The 16,884-nt window shown below is 71.3% G+C and carries 13 protein-coding genes; 5 read left to right on the top strand and 8 right to left on the bottom strand.

The window, feature by feature from the left end:
- Positions 1 to 72 precede the first annotated feature (72 nt).
- Entirely contained in the window at positions 73 to 1,716 is a 1,644-nt protein-coding gene (locus WMF29_RS14070) for a ribonuclease J (protein WP_437329307.1), read from the top strand.
- A gap of 297 nt (positions 1,717 to 2,013) precedes the next feature.
- Positions 2,014 to 3,405 carry a sigma-70 family RNA polymerase sigma factor gene (locus WMF29_RS14065; protein WP_437329306.1) on the top strand — a complete coding sequence of 464 codons (1,392 nt, stop codon included), beginning with the start codon at positions 2,014 to 2,016 and terminating at the stop codon, positions 3,403 to 3,405.
- A 45-nt stretch (positions 3,406 to 3,450) separates the two neighbouring features.
- On the opposite strand, the gene WMF29_RS14060 is transcribed toward WMF29_RS14065, so the two are convergent.
- The 4 genes from WMF29_RS14060 to WMF29_RS14045 form a co-directional block, all read right to left on the bottom strand.
- Positions 3,451 to 4,446 (bottom strand): aldo/keto reductase, encoded by a 996-nt coding sequence (locus WMF29_RS14060; protein WP_437329305.1) that lies wholly within the window; start codon positions 4,444 to 4,446, stop codon positions 3,451 to 3,453.
- Between the two features lie 97 nt (positions 4,447 to 4,543).
- Positions 4,544 to 5,302, bottom strand: a complete 759-nt coding sequence (locus WMF29_RS14055; RefSeq protein WP_437329304.1) for an SDR family NAD(P)-dependent oxidoreductase — start codon at positions 5,300 to 5,302, stop codon at positions 4,544 to 4,546.
- A gap of 333 nt (positions 5,303 to 5,635) precedes the next feature.
- On the bottom strand, positions 5,636 to 5,911 hold the full coding sequence (locus WMF29_RS14050; protein WP_437329303.1) for a hypothetical protein: 276 nt from the start codon (positions 5,909 to 5,911) through the stop codon (positions 5,636 to 5,638).
- Positions 5,908 to 7,149, bottom strand: coding sequence for a hypothetical protein (locus tag WMF29_RS14045; RefSeq protein WP_437329302.1), 1,242 nt, complete (start codon positions 7,147 to 7,149; stop codon positions 5,908 to 5,910). The genes WMF29_RS14050 and WMF29_RS14045 overlap by 4 nt, the downstream gene beginning before the upstream one ends.
- A gap of 350 nt (positions 7,150 to 7,499) precedes the next feature.
- Between WMF29_RS14045 and WMF29_RS14040 the strand changes: the two genes are divergently transcribed.
- Positions 7,500 to 9,905: a hypothetical protein gene (locus WMF29_RS14040; RefSeq protein WP_437329301.1), complete on the top strand. Its 2,406-nt coding sequence runs from the start codon at positions 7,500 to 7,502 to the stop codon at positions 9,903 to 9,905.
- A gap of 144 nt (positions 9,906 to 10,049) precedes the next feature.
- On the opposite strand, the gene WMF29_RS14035 is transcribed toward WMF29_RS14040, so the two are convergent.
- The 4 genes from WMF29_RS14035 to WMF29_RS14020 all read right to left on the bottom strand — a co-directional run bounded on the left by WMF29_RS14035 (position 10,050) and on the right by WMF29_RS14020 (position 15,358).
- Positions 10,050 to 10,835: a hypothetical protein gene (locus tag WMF29_RS14035; RefSeq protein WP_437329300.1), complete on the bottom strand. Its 786-nt coding sequence runs from the start codon at positions 10,833 to 10,835 to the stop codon at positions 10,050 to 10,052.
- Between the two features lie 158 nt (positions 10,836 to 10,993).
- Positions 10,994 to 11,845, bottom strand: a complete 852-nt coding sequence (locus WMF29_RS14030; protein ID WP_437329299.1) for an SDR family NAD(P)-dependent oxidoreductase — start codon at positions 11,843 to 11,845, stop codon at positions 10,994 to 10,996.
- Between the two features lie 154 nt (positions 11,846 to 11,999).
- Entirely contained in the window at positions 12,000 to 14,186 is a 2,187-nt protein-coding gene (locus WMF29_RS14025) for a glycoside hydrolase family 3 N-terminal domain-containing protein (RefSeq protein ID WP_437329298.1), read from the bottom strand.
- Between the two features lie 170 nt (positions 14,187 to 14,356).
- Entirely contained in the window at positions 14,357 to 15,358 is a 1,002-nt protein-coding gene (locus WMF29_RS14020; RefSeq protein ID WP_437329297.1) for a 3-oxoacyl-ACP synthase III family protein, read from the bottom strand.
- A 112-nt stretch (positions 15,359 to 15,470) separates the two neighbouring features.
- On the opposite strand from WMF29_RS14020, the gene WMF29_RS14015 reads away from it, so the two are divergent.
- Positions 15,471 to 16,208 (top strand): hypothetical protein, encoded by a 738-nt coding sequence (locus tag WMF29_RS14015; RefSeq protein WP_437329296.1) that lies wholly within the window; start codon positions 15,471 to 15,473, stop codon positions 16,206 to 16,208.
- Positions 16,209 to 16,437: 229 nt separating this feature from the next.
- Positions 16,438 to 16,881, top strand: coding sequence for a hypothetical protein (locus WMF29_RS14010; protein WP_272103534.1), 444 nt, complete (start codon positions 16,438 to 16,440; stop codon positions 16,879 to 16,881).
- Positions 16,882 to 16,884: the final 3 nt, after the last annotated feature.

Here is a 16,884-nt window from a genome sequence, read left to right as displayed (position 1 = left end):
CCGCGCGGGCCGGTCCGCGCGCGCCTCCAGCGAGGCCTCTGTTCGTGCGATCCGCGATGCTAGGCTGCGCCGATGGGAGTCCGGATTATTCCTCTCGGCGGCCTCGGCGAGGTCGGGATGAACGCGATGCTGATCGAGGAGGAAGGCCGCCGCGTGCTCGTCGACTGCGGCGTCATGTTCCCCAACGACCAGGTGCTCGGCGTCGAGGTCGCGATCCCCGACCTCAGCTACGTTCGCGAGGCGGGCGGGGTCGACGCGGTGCTGGTCACGCACGGCCACGAGGATCACATCGGCGGGCTGCCGTCGCTGCTGCGCGAGTTCCCCGTCCCCGTGTACGGGACGCGCTTCACGCTCCGGCTGGTGCGCGAGCGGCTCGCCGAGCACGGCATCGACGTGCCGCTCCGCGAGGTCGAGCCGCAACGGCATTTCGTGGCGGGCCCGTTCCGCGCCGAGCCCCTCCGCGTGACCCACTCCATCCCCGACGCGGTCGGCTACGCCATCGAGACGGGCGAGGGGATCCTCATCCACACGGGCGACTACAAGATCGATCTCACCCCCGTGGCCGGCGAGCGGCTCGATCTCGGCCGCTTCGCCGAGTACGGCCGCGCCGGCGTGGCGGCCCTCCTCTCGGACTCCACCAACTCGGAGCGCGACGGCTGGTCGGTCAGCGAGACCGCGGTGGCCGAAGGGTTCACCCGGCGGTTTCGCGAGGCGAAGGGGCGCATCCTCGTCGCGCTGTTCGCCTCCAACGTCCACAGGGTCCAGAGCGTCCTCGACCTCGCCGCCCAGCTCGGCCGCAAGGTGGTGCTCGCCGGGCGCAGCCTCGCGACCAACACGCGGATCGCCGAGGAGATCGGCATCCTGAGCGTCCCTCCCGGCGTGCTCGTGGACGACGCCACGGCGGCCTCGCTCCCGCCCGAGCGCCTCGTCGTGCTCGCTTCGGGCGCGCAGGGCGAGCCGAACAGCGCCCTCGCGCGCATGGCCATGGGCGACCACCACCGGCTGCGGGTCGATCCGGGCGACACGGTGATCTTCTCGTCCCGCGCGATCCCCGGCAACGAGATCGCCGTCAGCCAGCTCGCCAACCGCCTGGCGAAGCGCGGCGCCGTCGTGCTCGATCGCGGCCTCGATCCCATCCATGCGAGCGGCCACGCGCAGGCCGAGGAGCAGAAGGTCCTCCTCGACGCGGTCCGGCCGGAGCACTTCGTCCCCATCCACGGCGAGTACCGGATGCTGCTCGCCCACGCGCGCACGGCGCTCCGGATGGGCGTGCCGCGGTCGGGGGTCTTCGTCGTCGAGGACGGCGACTCGCTGATCATCGAGGATGGCCGGATGCGCCTCGGCGAGACGGTGAAGAGCGGCCGGGTGTGGCTCGACGCGCGCGGCGGGCTCGACGTCTCCGAGATCGTGCTCCGGGAGCGCGAGCAGATCTCGGATCAGGGGCTCGTGATGGTCCTGGTGGTGGCCGACCGCAAGACGGGCGAGATCTTGCGCGGCCCCGATCTCCTCGGGCGCGGCGTGGCCCACTTCGAGGAGGGCGGCCCGCTGTACGCCGCCGCGCTCGACAGCGCGCGCGACGCGCTCGCCGCGCTGTCGCCCGCGGCGCGCACGCTGGCGCCGGCGCTGGAGGACGCGCTCAGCCGAGGCGTGAGGCGGGTATTCCGGCGCGAGGCGTCGCGGCGCCCCGCCGTGCTCCCGCTGGCCGTCCTGCTGTGAGGTCCGGCGCCTCTCGGTCAGGCGGCCCGGGCGGCTCGCGCGGGCCCGGCGCCTGACCGCGCGGGCCCGGCGCCTGACCGCGCGGGCCCGGCGCCCGACCGCTCCGACAGGCGATCTGGAGTGAGCGCGGCTGTCGCGCACTCTGGATCGCGCGGCCCGCGGAGCCCCTTTGTTCTGTCGCGGCATGACCGGAGTCGCTTCATGGTCCATGCTGGGGGGTTGCCCTGAGGGTGCGTGTCCCGGCGAGCGCCCGAGCGGATCACCGCGCGACGCGGGCACCATGGTGGAGCAGGCGAGATGAACGACAGTCCCACGAACTCGCGCCGCCTGGGCGAGGCGGAGACGACGACCCTGGAGGGAAGGGGCGCTGTCGCCGACGCGCGGGCCGAGGAGCAGCGCGGCGCCGACACCCGCCCTCCCCCGTCGTCGCGGCAGGGAGCGCCCGCCGGCCGGCGGGCTGCGCCGCCGGCGCGGCCGAGCGAGGACGTCGCCGCGGTCTATCTCCAGGAGATCTCGGGCAGCGCGCCGCTGAGCCGCGAGCTCGAGGTGGAGCTCGGCCGTCGCATCGAGTCGGCGGAGCGCGCGATGATCGAGGCCTGGGTCGCGTCGCCCGTCGCGCTGCGGGCGCTCGCGGCGCTCGCCGACGATCTGCGGGCGGGGCGGGTGGACATGAGCGATCTGCTGCTGAACGCGGACGGAGGCGACGCGCCGAGCGACGCGACGTCCGTGACGATGGCGCGGCTGCTCGGGCTCGCGCGGTCCCTGGCGGAGGCCGGGCGGACGGAGGCGAGCGGACAGCGAGCGCGCGCCGCCCTCTCGTCTGGGCTCTCCGACGTGCGCCTGGGCCCCCTGGTGGAGGAGCGGATCGAGCGCGCGCTGCGCGCGGCGATCCCCGCGGTCGATGGACGCGGGCGCGAGGCGATCGAGGGGACGCTCTCGGCGATGCGCGTCGCCGGCCGGGCGGCGGCCGAGGCGCGGGCCGAGATGGTCCGCGCGAACCTGCGGCTCGTGGCGGCGGCAGCCCGGCAGCTCCGGCACCGCGGCGTGCCGCTGCTCGACCTCATCCAAGAGGGCAATCTCGGGCTCATCCGCGCGGCGGAGAAGTTCGATTACCGGCGCGGCTATCGGTTCAGCACGTATGCGATGTGGTGGATCAAGCAGGCGCTCTCTCGCGCGCTGCTCTATCAGGGCCAGGTCATCCGGGTGCCTGTCCACATCGCCGAGACCCGGCGCAGGGCGCTGCAGGCGCGGCGGGAGCTGGAGCAGGAGCACGCGCGCGAGGCGGCGCCGGAGGAGGTCGCCGAGCGGAGCGGGCTGTCGATGGAGAAGCTCCAGACGCTGCGGGAGGTGGCGCTGCCGCCCGTGTACCTCGACGCGCCGGTCGGGGACGACGACGGCGCGCGCCAGGGCGACTTCTTCGCGAGCGAGGGCGCCGCGCCGGACGAGCTCCTGGTCCACCGCCGCCTGCACGCGCAGGTCTCTGCGCTGCTCGAGGCGCTGACCCCGCGTGAGCGCGACGTGCTGCGGCTCCGGTTCGGCCTCGACGGCGGGCAGCCGCACACGCTCGCCGAGATCGGGGGCATGTTCTCGGTGAGCCGGGAGCGCGTCCGGCAGATCGAGGAGAGCGCGCTGAGCAAGCTGCGGACGCTGTCGCGGAGGCAGGCGCTGGAGACGCCGCTCGGGGGCTGACCGGCGCTGCCGTCGCGAAGGCGCGCCGGCGGCCTCAACCCCGGCTCAGCGCGGCGAGTCGCCGTGGCGGAACTCCGCGGTCGCCTCGTCGAGCCGGGCCTTGAGCTGCGGATCGAGCGAGAGCTCGGCCGCGGAGAGCGTCGCGTCCAGCTGGTCTGGCCGGCTGGCGCCGATGATGGCCGACGTGACGGCCGGGTTGGCGAGCACCCACGCGACGGCGACGGTCGTGAGCGACTGGCCTGCTTCGGCGACGATGCCCGAGAGCTTCTCGACGGTCGCGAACGCGCGCTCGTTCCAGTAGCGCTGCTGGTAGATGGACGCCGCCGCGCCGAGCGTGAAGCGGGTGCCCGCCGTCGGCTCGCCGCGGCGGTGCTTGCCCGTGAGGAACCCGCCGGCGAGCGGGTTGTAGGGGATGACGCCGAGGCCCTCCTCCTGCGCGAGCGGGAGCAGCTCGCGCTCGATCTCCCGGAACAGCAGCGCATAACGCGGCTGCACGGACACGAACCGCGCGAGCCCGCGCACATCGGCGCGGCCGAGCGCGCGCGCCAGGCGGTATGCCAGGTAGTTGGATACGCCGATGTACCGCGCCTTGCCCGAGCGAACGACGATATCGAGCGCCTCCAGCGTCTCGTCGATCGGGGTGTCGCGGTCGTCGGAGTGGAGCTGATAGAGATCCACGTAATCGGTGCCGAGCCGGCGCAGGGAGGCGTCGATCGCGTCCAGGATGTGCTTGCGGGAGGCGCCCTGATCCCACGGGTTCGGGCCGACGCGGCCGACGCACTTCGTGGCGAGGATGAAGCGGTCTCGCTTGCCCTTGAGCCAGCGGCCGACGATCTCCTCGGTGCGCCCGGCGGTCGGCAAGCCGCCGCCCAGCGGATACACGTCGGCCGTGTCGAGGAAGTTGACGCCGGCGCCAGCGGCCTTGTCGAGGATGGCGCGGGAGGTCTCCTCGTCCGTCTGGAAACCGAACGTCATCGTGCCCAGGCACAGGCGCGAAACGGTGAGGCCGGTACGGCCGAGTCGGGTCGTCGGGATGCTCATGATCTTCCGTTGGTACTTTGGCTAGGTTGCTCGTGGCGTCGCGCTGGCGCGGTCGCCTCCCGCTCCCGCAGGGGGCGCGGGCCCGTCGTTTCTGGGCTCAATAATAGATCGGCCCGACGCTCCCGCCGCCGGCAACGACGGCGTCGCCGTTGATCGCGACGCTCCTCGGCGAGGCGAGGAACGCGACGACCCACGCGACCTCGCGGGCGTCGACGATCCGGCCGATGCTCACCGAGGCGGCGATGTCCTTCTCCGGCTCGGGCCGGACGCGCTCGGTGCGCGTCGCGCCGGGGTGCACGACCGTGACGTTGATCCCCTTCGGGCCGAGCTCGTCCGCGAGGTTCTTGGTGATCGCCGCTACGCCGACGTTGCGCAGGGTGGCCACCGGGCGGCCGGCCTTGCGCACGGCCAGCCCGCCGATGTTGATGATGCGGCCCCAGCCGTTCGCGATGAGGTGCGGCGCGACGGCGCGCGCGGTCCGCAGGTAACCCACGACCTTGATGTTGATGTCCTCAATCACCTGCGCGTCGACGATCTGGTCGAGGCGCGTCGCGGTCGAGATCCCGCCCGGCACGGCTGCGTTGTTGACGAGGATGTCCACGCCGCCCAGCGCGGCGACGGCGCGCTCGACGAGCGCGTTGACCGAGGTCTCGTTGCCGGTGTCGACAACCAGCGGGACGACGCGGCGACCCGTCTCCGCCGAGAGCTCGGCGGCGGTCGCCTCCAGCTTGTCCCTGCCGCGCGCGGCGATCACGACGTCTGCGCCCTCGCGCGCCAGCTCCCGCGCGATGGCCTTGCCGATACCGCGGCTGCCGCCGGTGACGATGGCCCGCTTGCCGGTGAGTTCGAGATCCACGATCAGCTCCTTCCATCGGCAGACACGAGATCATGTGTCTTCTCGCGCCGAGGGAGCCGCGCCAAAGCACGTTTCATTCCACCCTGCGCTTGCCGCTATTCGCAGAGGGGATGGCGTGCGCCGGCGTCGGCGTCGCCCTGCCCGCGCCTGCCGGGCGCTCCTTGCGGCGCCGCGCGCGCCGGCACGCCGGGCGGCAGGTCTGCTCCGCAGGCAGCAGGCTGCTGGCGCCTTGCTGCGGGCGGAGCAGCTCGCCCATCACCGACGCGCGCGGAGCCAGCGCGGCGCGGGCGAGGGCGCCCCGCGCGAGCCGGCCGAGGTGGCGCAGGCAGCCGCTCAGCGCGGCGGCGGAGCCGTCCGAGCGGGCGCAGATCGCCGCGACCGGAGCAGGTCGACGACCGCGAGCACGCCCGCCGCGATCGCGAGGATCGGCGCGAGCACCACGCCGCCGAACCACGCCAGCGCGTAGGCGACGCCGAGCAACGGGTCGCCCCCACCGGCGGGCGGGGGCGTGCCGCTCAGCACGGACACCTGCTCGCGCAGGCCGAGCATGTGGCAGACAACGAAGGCCGCGAGGAGCATCGCGGCGCCGAGGGCCAGCTGTCGGCTCACGGGGCACCTCCCGCCCCAGCGATCCGCTCCCAGAGCGGGCCGAAGCTCAGCGCGTAGAGCAGCGCCGCGTCGCCGACCTGGTTGCTTGCGGCGTACCGGAGCCGGTCGCCCTCGCGGATCGGGAACGCGGCGAAGTCGAGCGACGTGAGCAGCCCCCCGAGGTACGGCGCGTCGCCGAAGGCCGCGGCGCCGAGCAGCGCGAATCCGCTCGATCCGGCGCTCGCCCCGACGAGCGGCACGATCGGGCCCGAGTCCACGTCCTCCGGGCCGGCCCACGAGCGGGGCCACTCGCGCGCCCAGCCGAAGCCGAGGAGCTCCGCCCCGAGCTCGCGGCGCGCCCGCGTGTACTGATCGCGCGCGAATTCAGGGTCGATCAGGAGCAGCGCGTGCGCGACCAGCCAGAGGGACGAGCCCTCCGGGCCGTCCAGGATCCTGCCGTCGTGGGTGTAGCTCGATACGAGCAGCCCCGTCTTCGGGTCCAGGAGCCGGGCGCGCGCCGCCGCGAGCCAGCGGCGGCCGAGCTCGAGGCCGCGGCGCTCCCCGTGCAGCGCGTCGGCCATGCGCATCGCGGAGAGGGCGAGCGTGTTGCAGAAGGTCCAGCACTCGTCGGGGTAGCTCTCGGCCGACAGCACGGGGCTCCGCTCCATGCGGGACCGCATCTCGGCGACGCGCGCGTCGAGCTCGGCCTCGTGATCGGCGCGGCGCGCGACCAAGGCGCGCGCGCCCAGCATGAGCGCGATCTCGCCGTCCACGAAGAGGCTGCGCGCAGGCTGCTGCACGAACGGCCGCCGCGTGGCGTACGGCATCATGAAGTGCAGCATCCCCCGCTCGCGCTCGATCGCGAGGGTCTCGTCGACGATCCGGTCGATGACGGCGAGGTGGCGCGCCTCGGCGCCCGGATCCCGCAGCGCGGCGTTGGCGAGGCCGAGGACGAGGAAGGTCCGTCCCATGAAGTCCCACTCGGCGTTCGCGGCCCGCATCCGCGCGAGCGTCGCGCCCTGCGCCGCGCCGCCCTCCTCCCAGAGCGAGAGCTGATGCGCGAGCAGCGCCTGCCCGCGCGGCGAGAGCGCGCCGGCGGCGCGGTGCTCGCCCGGCTCGCTCCGGAAGAAGAGGTGGAGGCACGGCAGCCACACGGCCGTGGCGACCAGCAGCGACAGCGCGGCGGCGCCGAGCCGGCGCAGGCGGCCAGCCGCCGCAGGGCGAACCACGACGCCGGCGGTGGAGGAGAGGTCGGTCATGAGACGGAGCGTGGCGCCGCGCCATGGCCGGGCTGCGCGCAAGATGTGGCGGATCGGAGGAGGCTCCGGGGATTTTCTCGCTGGATAGCCGATCTCGCACATGAGCGCGACGATCGGGTCCACGAAGCGTCGGAGCACTCCTACGACGACACCGACGTCTGCCTCGCCTACCGTTCGCGGTACGACAAGGAGGCCACGTCACCCCATCCGGCCTTACACCTACGCAAACATGCCCCTACGGTAGACGTTTTCCCTGCCGCGTGACCGGATCACGCAAACGAGGCGCCGATCCCCAAAGCGTCGCACACAGGCGCTTGAGCGTCTGATATTCCAAGCGTGAGGGAGCATACATGACGAACCACGCTGGATTCACAATCAACTTCAGGACCACGGCGGGGTCGCTGGTCCTTGGTATCGCGCTGCTCGCGGGAGGATGCGCGGAGGAGGCCGCGACCCACGAGGCGACGAGAGCATCGAGCGACCGCCTCGCCGCGGGCACGAGCAGGACGAACACGGATCTGGGGAAGCACGGGTCCTGGAGCACGCGCCGCCGGTGGCAATCACGGGGTGTGGGCGGCGGGGGCGCCCTCTATTCGCCGTCTATCAACCCGCACGACGGCCGCGAAATCTTCATGGCGAGCGACATGAAGGGTGTCTATCGCACGAGGGATTTCGGCAGGAGCTGGACGACCCTGCACTTCCACAAGCTCCAGGGCGGCGTCCTCTCACAATTCCGCTTCACCGCCGATCCCGACGTCCTCTATGGGGTGAGTTACACGCTGTCCACGAACGGCATCCAGGACGTGGCCACGCTGGCCAAGAGCACCGACGGGGGGGCGACGTGGGACGCCGAGATCACGACGCCAGGGCGGCCAGGAGACGGCCACTACCTGTTCGTGGACCGGCAGGGCACGCGGCGGCTGCTCTTCTCGGACTCCACGGAGCTCTACTTCTCGCGCGACGGCGGCCGCACCTTCCGCTCGGTGCACGCGACGGCCTGGCCGGGCGGCCTCCTGGTCGGCGGCGTTTACTGGGATGGGCGCGACATCTATGTTGGCACGAGCGACGGACTGCTCGTCTCGCACGACAACGGAGGCACCTTCGCCGTCGACACGTCGATCGGCGGCATACCGGCGGGCGAGAAGATCGTCTCGTTCGCCGGCTCCGGGCACGGCAAGAGGACGACCTTCCTCGCGGTCACGTTCTCCGCGATGGACAGCGAAGGCAACGCCCTCGTCACCGCGGACACGACCGGTGGGGAGCTCGACGCGTACGCTGGCCTCTACCGGCTGAAGCGCGATGGGAGGCGCTGGGAAGCCGCGACGTCCGGGCTCGGACCGACCGACAAGCTCGCCTTCGTGGCGATGCCCGACGACAACGCCCGGGTCGCGTACGTCGCCGGCGGCGATCGCGAGAAGCTCTCACCCATCGTCCTTCGCACGGTGAACGGGGGAGAGACCTGGCAGCACGTGTTCCGCACCGACCACAACGCCAACATCGACACCGGATGGAGCGGGTTCGGAGGAGACATGGACTGGGAGTTCGGCGAGTACGCGCTCGGCCTCTCGGTATCGCCCACGGATCCCGACCGCGTTGCCCTCACGGATCTCGGCTTCGTCCACGTCAGTGAGGATGGGGGCAGGACCTTTCAGCAGGCCTACGTGAAACCAGCGGATGAGAACCCGAGGGGAGCAGACACGCCCATGTCCGGCGTTTATCGCACGAGCGGCGTCGAGCAGACGTCGGGCTGGTGGCTGACGTTCTACGACGAGGACACGATGTTCGCGTCGCTCACGGACATCCGCAGCGCCTTCAGCGAGGATGGCGGCGAGTCCTGGTCTCGCGACGGCGCGAACGGCCTGCCCCTGAACACCACCTATCACGTGGTCCGGCATCCGTACACGGGGGCGCTCTACGCCGCGACCGGGAGCGTCCATGACATCTACCAGAGCCCCTACCTGCGCGACGCGCGCCTCGACGGCACGCCGAGCCGCCCGGCCAGAGGGGGAATCATGGTGTCCGTGGACAAGGGCGCCACATGGTCGCTCCTCGCCGATCTCGGCCGTCCCGTCGTCTGGCTGGCGCTCGATCCGAACGATCCGGATCAGCTCTACGCGAGCGCGGTCAACAGCCTGACGGGAGGGATCTATCACCTCGATCTGAGCGCGCCGGGGGCGGCGCCCGCGGCGCTCCCGGCCCCGCCCCGCACGCAGGGTCACCCCTACAACGTCCATGTGCTGAAGGATGGAAGCATCGTGGCCACCTACTCTGGCCATCAGCCCGGCAACACCCGGACGTTCACCGACAGGTCCGGCGTGTTCCTCCTCCAGCCTGGAGCTTCGGCGTGGGACGACCGCTCCTCGCCCGAGATGTACTACTGGACCAAGGACATCGTCATCGATCCGAACGACAGCACCGAGAGCACCTGGTACACCGCGGTCTTCAGCCACGACGAGCGCTTTTACGGGGGGCTGTACCGGACCAGGGATCGCGGCGCGACATGGCAGCGCATCAGCGATCGATATCGCGTCGAGTCATGCGCCATCGACCCGAAAAACGCGAACCGTATGTACATGACGACGGAGCGGGACGGGCTCTGGCTGACCGAGAACCTCGACGATGAGGCGCCGACCTTCGCGCTGGACGAGGGCTATCCATTTCACCATCCGGTGCGGGTGTTCTGGAACCCGCACCGCTCGAAGGAGGCGTGGACGGTCAGCTTCGGCGGGGGCATGCGCTCCACGATCGACCGCTGATCGCGCTCGAGCACCGAGTACGCCGTCCGATCGACGTCATCCGGGAGCTCGACAAGGCGCCCACGAGATCGTTCGCCGCAGTCGGCATCGGCCTCCCCGAGGCGAAGACCTCTCGCCCTCCAATGCAAGGGACATCCTGAACCGCTATCCACGCGCGGACGGCGGATCCACGGGGGTGTCCCGCCGGAAGAGCCTCCTCATGACGGCGCGGGTCATGGCGAGGAGGTTCTCGCTTGTGAAGCGGAACCAGAAGCCGGCGTAGCAGCCGTTCGTGCGGAAGCCGGGGTTGGCCGCGGCGTAGCGCCGCGCGGCCGGGCGCTCGAAGTAGCGCGGCGGATACCGGCTCACCGTCTCCTCGGTCATGAAGATGTTGACGCGGAAGAGGCCTGTCTCGTCGTCGACGTGGTAGTTGCTCTCCCTGGCGAGCTTCAGGAACGCCTCGCGCACCGCCTCGTCCTCCGCGGTGCCCCGGCGCTTCGGATCGAAGAGCTCGTAGCGCGCGAGCGCCTCGGTGATGGAGACGAACCCGAAGAGGCTGGCGATCGAGAGCCGGTAGAAGCGTGTCCGCGGCGCGCGGCGCTTCGCCTCGAGCAAGAACAGGAGGCCCGAGGCGAGGTGCAGCCCGCGGGTCCGGAAGTCGGGCGATATCCTGAGCTTCCCGCCGACGATGGCCCGGCTGCGGGGCAAGGCGAGCGGCGCGGTCTTCCAGAACTGGAAGCCGACGATCGCCCCCGTGTCGGCGCGGCGAAAGACATGCACGACATCGTTGGTCCTCGCGTGGACGCAGAAGTGCCCGAAGTCCTCTGCCATGAGCGCGTTCGAGAGGGCGTGGAGCTCGCGCAGGCGCGGCTCGGTGAAGTCGCGCCGCTCGACGGTCTCGAGGCGAACGGCGGGGCGCAGCGGGGAGAGGTGGAGAAGGAGGTTCAGCATGGAAGGCTCCGGAGGCGCCAGGATGGCCTCGTGTCCGCAGCGGGTGACCGCCCCTCGGTGAGCACGCCCTTCGATCGAACGCCGCCTGGGCGCTGCGCTGGAATACCGCCGCCGAGGGGCGCAGGGGGGCTCTTGCGCCTCGAGCAGCTGGGCATCATCTACCCCCCGTACAGGGCGTGCAGCGCCCGCGTGGCCTCGTCCGCGGCGATGTTCACCGGGTCGATCAGCGCCGCGTCCGGACCGAACGTCGTGCGCAGCGGCCGCTGGCCGTGCGGCATCTCCAGCAGCCTCAGCAGCACGCCCGCGAGCTCTTCCGGGGATGGCCCCTCCATGGTCTTGACCATCTCGAGCACGGCACGCGCCACGCCGCCGAGCGGCCCGTACTCGGCGGCGCGCGCCGTGTCGTCGTCCAGCCACATGTTGTCGAAGATCTTCGTCCGGACCATTCCCGGCTCCAGGATCACGACGTCGATCCCGAAGGACGCGAGCTCACGCTTGTAGCCCTCGGCGATCATCTCCATCGCGGCCTTGGCCGAGGAGTAGAGCGCCGTGGTCGGCAGAGCGACGCGCCCGCCGACGCTGGACGTGAAGGCGAGCACCCCGGTCTTTCGCCGGCGCATGTGCGGCAGAACGGCGCGACAGACGCGCTGCGTCCCGAAGACATGCGTCTCGAAGAGCCGTCGCAGCTGATCGACGCTGCTGCACTCGGCCAGCCCCATCACGCAGCCGCCCGCGTTGTTCAGGGTCACATCGATCTTCCCTGTCTTCTCCACCACCGTCGCGACCGCCGCGGCCACGGAGGCGTCGTCCGTCACGTCGAGCGCGACCGTCTCGATGGGGATCCCCGCGGTCGCCAGGCCGGCCACCTCGTCGCGCGCCGCTCGGTTCCTGCCGTTGGGATCGCGCATGCCCGCGAAGGCCACATACCCGTTCCTCGCGAGCGTCTCCGCCACGCTCCGGCCGATCCCCGTGCTCGCGCCCGTCACCAGCGCCACCCGCTTCGCCGTCATCGGTCCTTCCCTCCTCGGGCACAGAGGCCTCACCCGGCGCTCGTTGCCCCGCCGACGGTAATACACGATCCGGAGAAAATTGGAATTCTCGACATAGACGTGAGGCACCATCCAGTCAGAATTCAAACTCGAACCGGAGCCGCCGGCACCCTCCCTACGCCACGGCGAACCCGGCGCAGAGCAGGTCCTGGGGCCGGGACGACGAGCCGATGTGGACGCGGAAATCCCCCGGCTCCACCACGCGGCGCCCCTCCGCGTCGACCAGGGACAGCTCCGAGGCGGGCACGTCGAAGCGCACCTTGCGCGACTCCCCCGCGGCCAGGCTCACGCGGCGGAACGCCTTCAGCTCCCTCTGCGCCCATGTGGACGACGTCACCAGATCTTCGATGTACAGCTGGGCGATCTCGACGCCCTCGCGCCCGCCAGCGTTGGTGATCGTCACCTCGAACGACGCCGTGCCGCCTCGCTCCACGCTCGGCGTCAGGACGTTCAGATCACCGTAGGTGAAGCGCGTGTAGCTCAGGCCGAAGCCGAAGGCGAACGCCGGCTCCTGCGTGAGGTCCGCATAGCGATTCCCGTGCTGACCGCGGGCCTGGTTGTAGAATATCGGCTGCTGGCCCACGTGGTAGGGGAACGAGATCGTCAGCTTGCCAGAGGGGTTGATCTTCCCGAACACCGCCTCGGCCACGGCCCGCCCGCCCATCATCCCCGGATTGAACGCCTCGAGGATCGCCGACGCGCCGAGCGCCGAGCGCGGCAGGACCAGCGGCTTGCTGTTGACGAGGACCCCGACCGTCGGAACGCCGGTCCTGGCGATCGCGTCCGAAAGGGCCCTCTGGCCGCCCATGAGCTCGAGGGTCGCCGTGCTCTTCGTCTCGCCGATGAGCTCGATCCGGTCCCCCAGGACCAGGACCACCACGTCGGCGCCACGGGCCAGCTCGACCGCCGCAGGAATGCCGGACTCGTCCTCGCTGAGAATTGAGCAGCCCGCGGCATGGACCACCTCGCACCCCGGGGGCGCGAGCTCCCGTATCCCATCCACGATGGTGACGATGCTCGATCGGGGGTGTTGCGGCCCGTTGCCGCCGCTCATCTGGCCCGAGCCGAGCGACCAGTCGCCCAGCTGGGCGATCGGGTCGTCCGCGTTGGGGCCGATCACCGCGATCCGCCGCAATGGCCTCGACGCCGCGCCCTGCGCGAGCGGCAGCAGGCCGTCGTTCTTGAGCAGCACGAGAGACGCCCGCGCGACCTCCAGGTTGAGGTCCCGGTGGGCCGCACACCCGATGATCTCCTGGATGCGCTGCTCGCTGCTGTACCCGGGGTCCTCGAAGAGCCCCATGGAGAACTTGAGCGATAGGACGCGCCGGACGACCGCGTCGATCTCGGCCTCGGCCAGGAGCCCGCGGCGCACCGCCTCCTGGGCGCCCTCGTAGAACTGCGGTGTCGCCATCATCAGGTCGTTGCCGCTCCGGACAGCCACCGTGGCCGCCTCGGCCATGTCCTTGCAGACCTTCTGATCGAGCACGAGATTGCCCACGTTGTTCCAGTCGGTCACGAGGATCCCCTCGAACCCCCACTCCTCCTTGAGGACCTCCGTCAGGAGCCAGCGGTTGGCGGTGGCCGGGATCCCGTCCATGGACTGATATCCAGTCATGAAGGCCATGCAGCCGCTCCTCGCGGCCCGCTCGAAGGGCGGCAGGAAATACGAGCGCAGGTAGCGCCGCGAGATGTTCGCCTCCGAGGCGTCACGGCCGCCCAGCGTCTCCGAGTACCCCGCATAATGCTTGGCCGTGGCCAGCACCGCGTCCGGATCGTCCAGGCCCTTGCCCTGATAGCCCTTGATCATCGCGCAGGCGAGCTCTCCGATGAGGTGGGGATCCTCGCCGAAGGTCTCCCCCACCCTGCCCCAGCGGAGATCGCGCGTGAGGCACAGGACGGGAGAGAACGTCCACTTGAGGCCCGTGGCCCGCATCTCGGCGGCGGTCACCCGCGCGACATGCTCCAGGAGCCCCGTATCCCAGCTGCAGGCCATGGCGAGCTGCGTGGGGAAGATCGTCGCGCCCGCCCAGAAGGAATGGCCATGGATCCCGTCGTCGGCCATCAACACCGGAATGCCAAGTCGGGTATCCAGCGCGCGCCGGATCGCCGTGTCAGCGTCCTTCCCGTTGCAGTGCAGGAGGCTGCCGACCTTCATCCGCCCGATCGCGTCCTCCAGATCTCCCTGGGCGTCGAGCTGCATGAGCTGCCCTACCTTCTCGTCCAGGGTCATCCGACGCAGGAGGTCTTCCACCCGCGTTCCCACGGGTTGCTTGGCATCTTTGTAGAGAGGAGCGTCGTTCATGGGTTCTCCTGACCACGATGGGGAGCGCACGGCAACAAGTCCACTGTCGCCCTCGTCGCCTTCGTCAAGAGCGCCACGCCACGCACACCGCGCCAGCGCAGCACCACGGAGCGCAGCGTGCGGGTTCCCTCGAGGGCCGCGCGCCGCCAGAGACCCCGGCCCTCGTCGACTCAGACGCGGAGCACGGCGCTGCCCCACGTGAGGCCGCCGCCGAGCGCGCACAGCAGCACGTGATTTCCGGGCAGGATCCGGCCATCGCGGAGCGCCTCGTCGAGCGCCATGGCGACCGAGCCCGCGCAGGCCCCGGCCGCGCTGGCGCCGTCGACCGCGCCGAGGACGCGCTCAGGCGGGCACCCGAGGCGCTCGGCGAGGAGGGCGACGAGGTGCGGGTCGGCGTGGTGCGGGATCACCCAGTCGACGTCCGCGGGCGCAAGCCCGGCGGCGGCGACCGCCGAGAGGGCGTGGGCCCCGAGGTGCTCCTCCGCGGCCTGCCGCAGCTCGGGCTGCTTCACGCGGAGGTATTGCCGCCGGTCGGCGAGCCGCTCCACGGTGAGCGGCTCCGCGGATCCTCCGCCGGGCACCTGGAGCACATCGGCCTTCTTCCCGTCGGCGCGCAAGCCGACGCTGAGGATCCCGCGCCCATCGCCGCTCGCCGGCCCGATCACCACCGCGCCGGCGCCGTCGCCGAACAGCTGGGCAGCGGCCCTGTCCCGCGGATCCAGGCGGCGGGAGAGCAGGTCCGCGCCGATGACGAGCACGTGCTTCATGGTCCCGGCCGTCACGAACTGGTTCGCCACCGACAGCCCGTAGAGGAAGCCCGTCAGCGACGCGGAGAGGTCGAACGACGGGATGTGCTCGGCGCCGAGCTTCTGCTGCACGTACACCGCGGTCGCCGGCATCGGCGCGTCGCCGCTCGAGGTGGCGAGGATGATCATCTCGAGGTCGCGCGGCCCGATGCCGGCCGCTTCGAGCGCCGCCTTCGCCGCCCGCGCCGCCAGGTCGCTCGTCCTCTCGCCGGGCGCGACGCGGCGCCGCTCGTCGCTCGCGCCAGGGTCGCCCGCCGCGCCGTCCGCCGGCGCGCCCGCCTGCGCCTCGCTCGTCGGAGCGGCGAGCGGCAGGGAGCGGCCTGTGCCGAGGATGCGCGCGCGTGGATTTCTGGCATCGGACGTCATCGGGAGCGCAGCCTACATCAAGGGCTGCTCGTTGGAACGGGCGATCGTGCCCTGCCGCTCGGTCCACGGAATGCTTGAGTCGCGGACGCGCTCCGGTACATAAAGCGCCTCGATGGCTACGAGCTCCGAAGACAGAGACCGCCCCGACACGGACGAAGCGCCTCCCGGCGAGGCCGACGCGCAGGACACCCGCAACGAGGACGACGGCGAGGGCCGCGCCGCTGCCGGCGCCGACGCAGCGTCGCCGGCCAGAGCCTCGCGTCCTGCAAAGCAGGCTGGCGCAGCGCGGCGCCCGGCCGGCAAGAAGCCCGGCGCGCGGCCCCGCGCCGCCGCCCAACCGCAGGGCGGCTCGCTCGGCAAGAGCATGATCCTGTTCCTCATCATCATCGGCGGCCTCGCCGCGGCCTTCGCCTATTTCGGGCGTGAGCCCGCGGCCGGCACGGCCGGCCCCAAGTGGAAGACCGGGGACAAATCCCAGGTCGAGGTCACCCTCGTGTCCACCGACATCAAGGATCTCGCCTGCTGGTCGGCCGAGGAAATCAACGGCCGGCACTGCGCGTTCGAGTCGCCCACCAAGGGTTGGTCCAAGGGCGATGCGGACGACAAGAAGCTGCTCCGTCCTTACACGACCACGGACCGCGTCCAGTTCCTCGCCTCCGGCCTCTGGAGCGAGCCCGCGCTCACCGACGGCAAGCTGCCGTCCGCACGGTTCGCGGTGAAATGCACCTACACCGTCGAAGGCAGGATGAAGCGGCCCGGCATCCGTTGGTCCAGCGAGGGCGCATGGCTCGACAGGACCGATGACTGGTACACGGGGCTCCTGTCGGACTGCAAGCTCATCACCCCCTGATGTCGCAGGCGCCGCTGCGTTCCTGGTCGTGACGCGCCGACCGCGGCGTACGACGCAGCGCATGCAGCCGGCGCTGCGCCGTGTGCCATACCCCCCTCGTGTGGCCACGACCCTCCGTGGTAGTGTGATTTTCGGCTTGGAGGTGCTCATGCCCTGTCATCGGGTGATCGCATTGCTGCTGTGGTCCGCATTGTTCGCCGTCGCTGGATGTGAAGCTGACCCGGGCACCGTGAACAATCTGCCGACCTATGTCGTCACCGCGTCGAGCTCCTCCAGCGGGGGCGCGGGCGGGGAAGGCGGAGCGACCACCACCGTCGCGACGACGAGCACAGGGGGCGAGGGCGGCATGGGCGGCGAGGGCGGCACGGTGTGCACGTGCGAGCCCGGGCTCTCGTGCTGTGGATCGGAGTGCGTCAACCTGGCCGGTGATCCGCGCAATTGCGGGTCGTGCGGCACGACCTGCACCGAGACTCAGGTCTGCATCCAGGGCCAGTGCGCGAATGCGTGCGCCCCCGGCTTCGGGTGCGAAGAAGGCCTCTGCTGCGGCGTGAGATGCTGCCGCGCCGGCGAGATCTGCTGCGACTACGGCGACAGCGCCGACGCGCCCGACCTTCACTGTCAGGCGACCGCGAACGGCACCTGCCCCCTCGCCTGCAGCGGCTGCGAGAACTGACGG

It is taken from the genome of Sorangium sp. So ce381 (assembly GCF_051473845.1).
Taxonomy (GTDB): domain Bacteria; phylum Myxococcota_A; class Polyangia; order Polyangiales; family Polyangiaceae; genus Sorangium; species Sorangium atrum.
This window is presented reverse-complemented; position numbering and strand designations above follow the sequence as displayed.

What these genes read in the sequence shown, in the direction of transcription:
- WMF29_RS14060 (WP_437329305.1), bottom strand. Translation starts at nt 4,446, where the DNA reads ATGAGCATCCCGACGACCCGACTCGGCCGTACCGGCCTCACCGTTTCG.
- WMF29_RS14040 (WP_437329301.1), top strand. Translation starts at nt 7,500, where the DNA reads ATGACGAACCACGCTGGATTCACAATCAACTTCAGGACCACGGCGGGG.
- WMF29_RS14070 (WP_437329307.1), top strand. Translation starts at nt 73, where the DNA reads ATGGGAGTCCGGATTATTCCTCTCGGCGGCCTCGGCGAGGTCGGGATG.
- WMF29_RS14015 (WP_437329296.1), top strand. Translation starts at nt 15,471, where the DNA reads ATGGCTACGAGCTCCGAAGACAGAGACCGCCCCGACACGGACGAAGCG.
- WMF29_RS14030 (WP_437329299.1), bottom strand. Translation starts at nt 11,845, where the DNA reads ATGACGGCGAAGCGGGTGGCGCTGGTGACGGGCGCGAGCACGGGGATC.
- WMF29_RS14020 (WP_437329297.1), bottom strand. Translation starts at nt 15,358, where the DNA reads ATGACGTCCGATGCCAGAAATCCACGCGCGCGCATCCTCGGCACAGGC.
- WMF29_RS14025 (WP_437329298.1), bottom strand. Translation starts at nt 14,186, where the DNA reads ATGAACGACGCTCCTCTCTACAAAGATGCCAAGCAACCCGTGGGAACG.
- WMF29_RS14045 (WP_437329302.1), bottom strand. Translation starts at nt 7,149, where the DNA reads ATGACCGACCTCTCCTCCACCGCCGGCGTCGTGGTTCGCCCTGCGGCG.
- WMF29_RS14065 (WP_437329306.1), top strand. Translation starts at nt 2,014, where the DNA reads ATGAACGACAGTCCCACGAACTCGCGCCGCCTGGGCGAGGCGGAGACG.
- WMF29_RS14035 (WP_437329300.1), bottom strand. Translation starts at nt 10,835, where the DNA reads ATGCTGAACCTCCTTCTCCACCTCTCCCCGCTGCGCCCCGCCGTTCGC.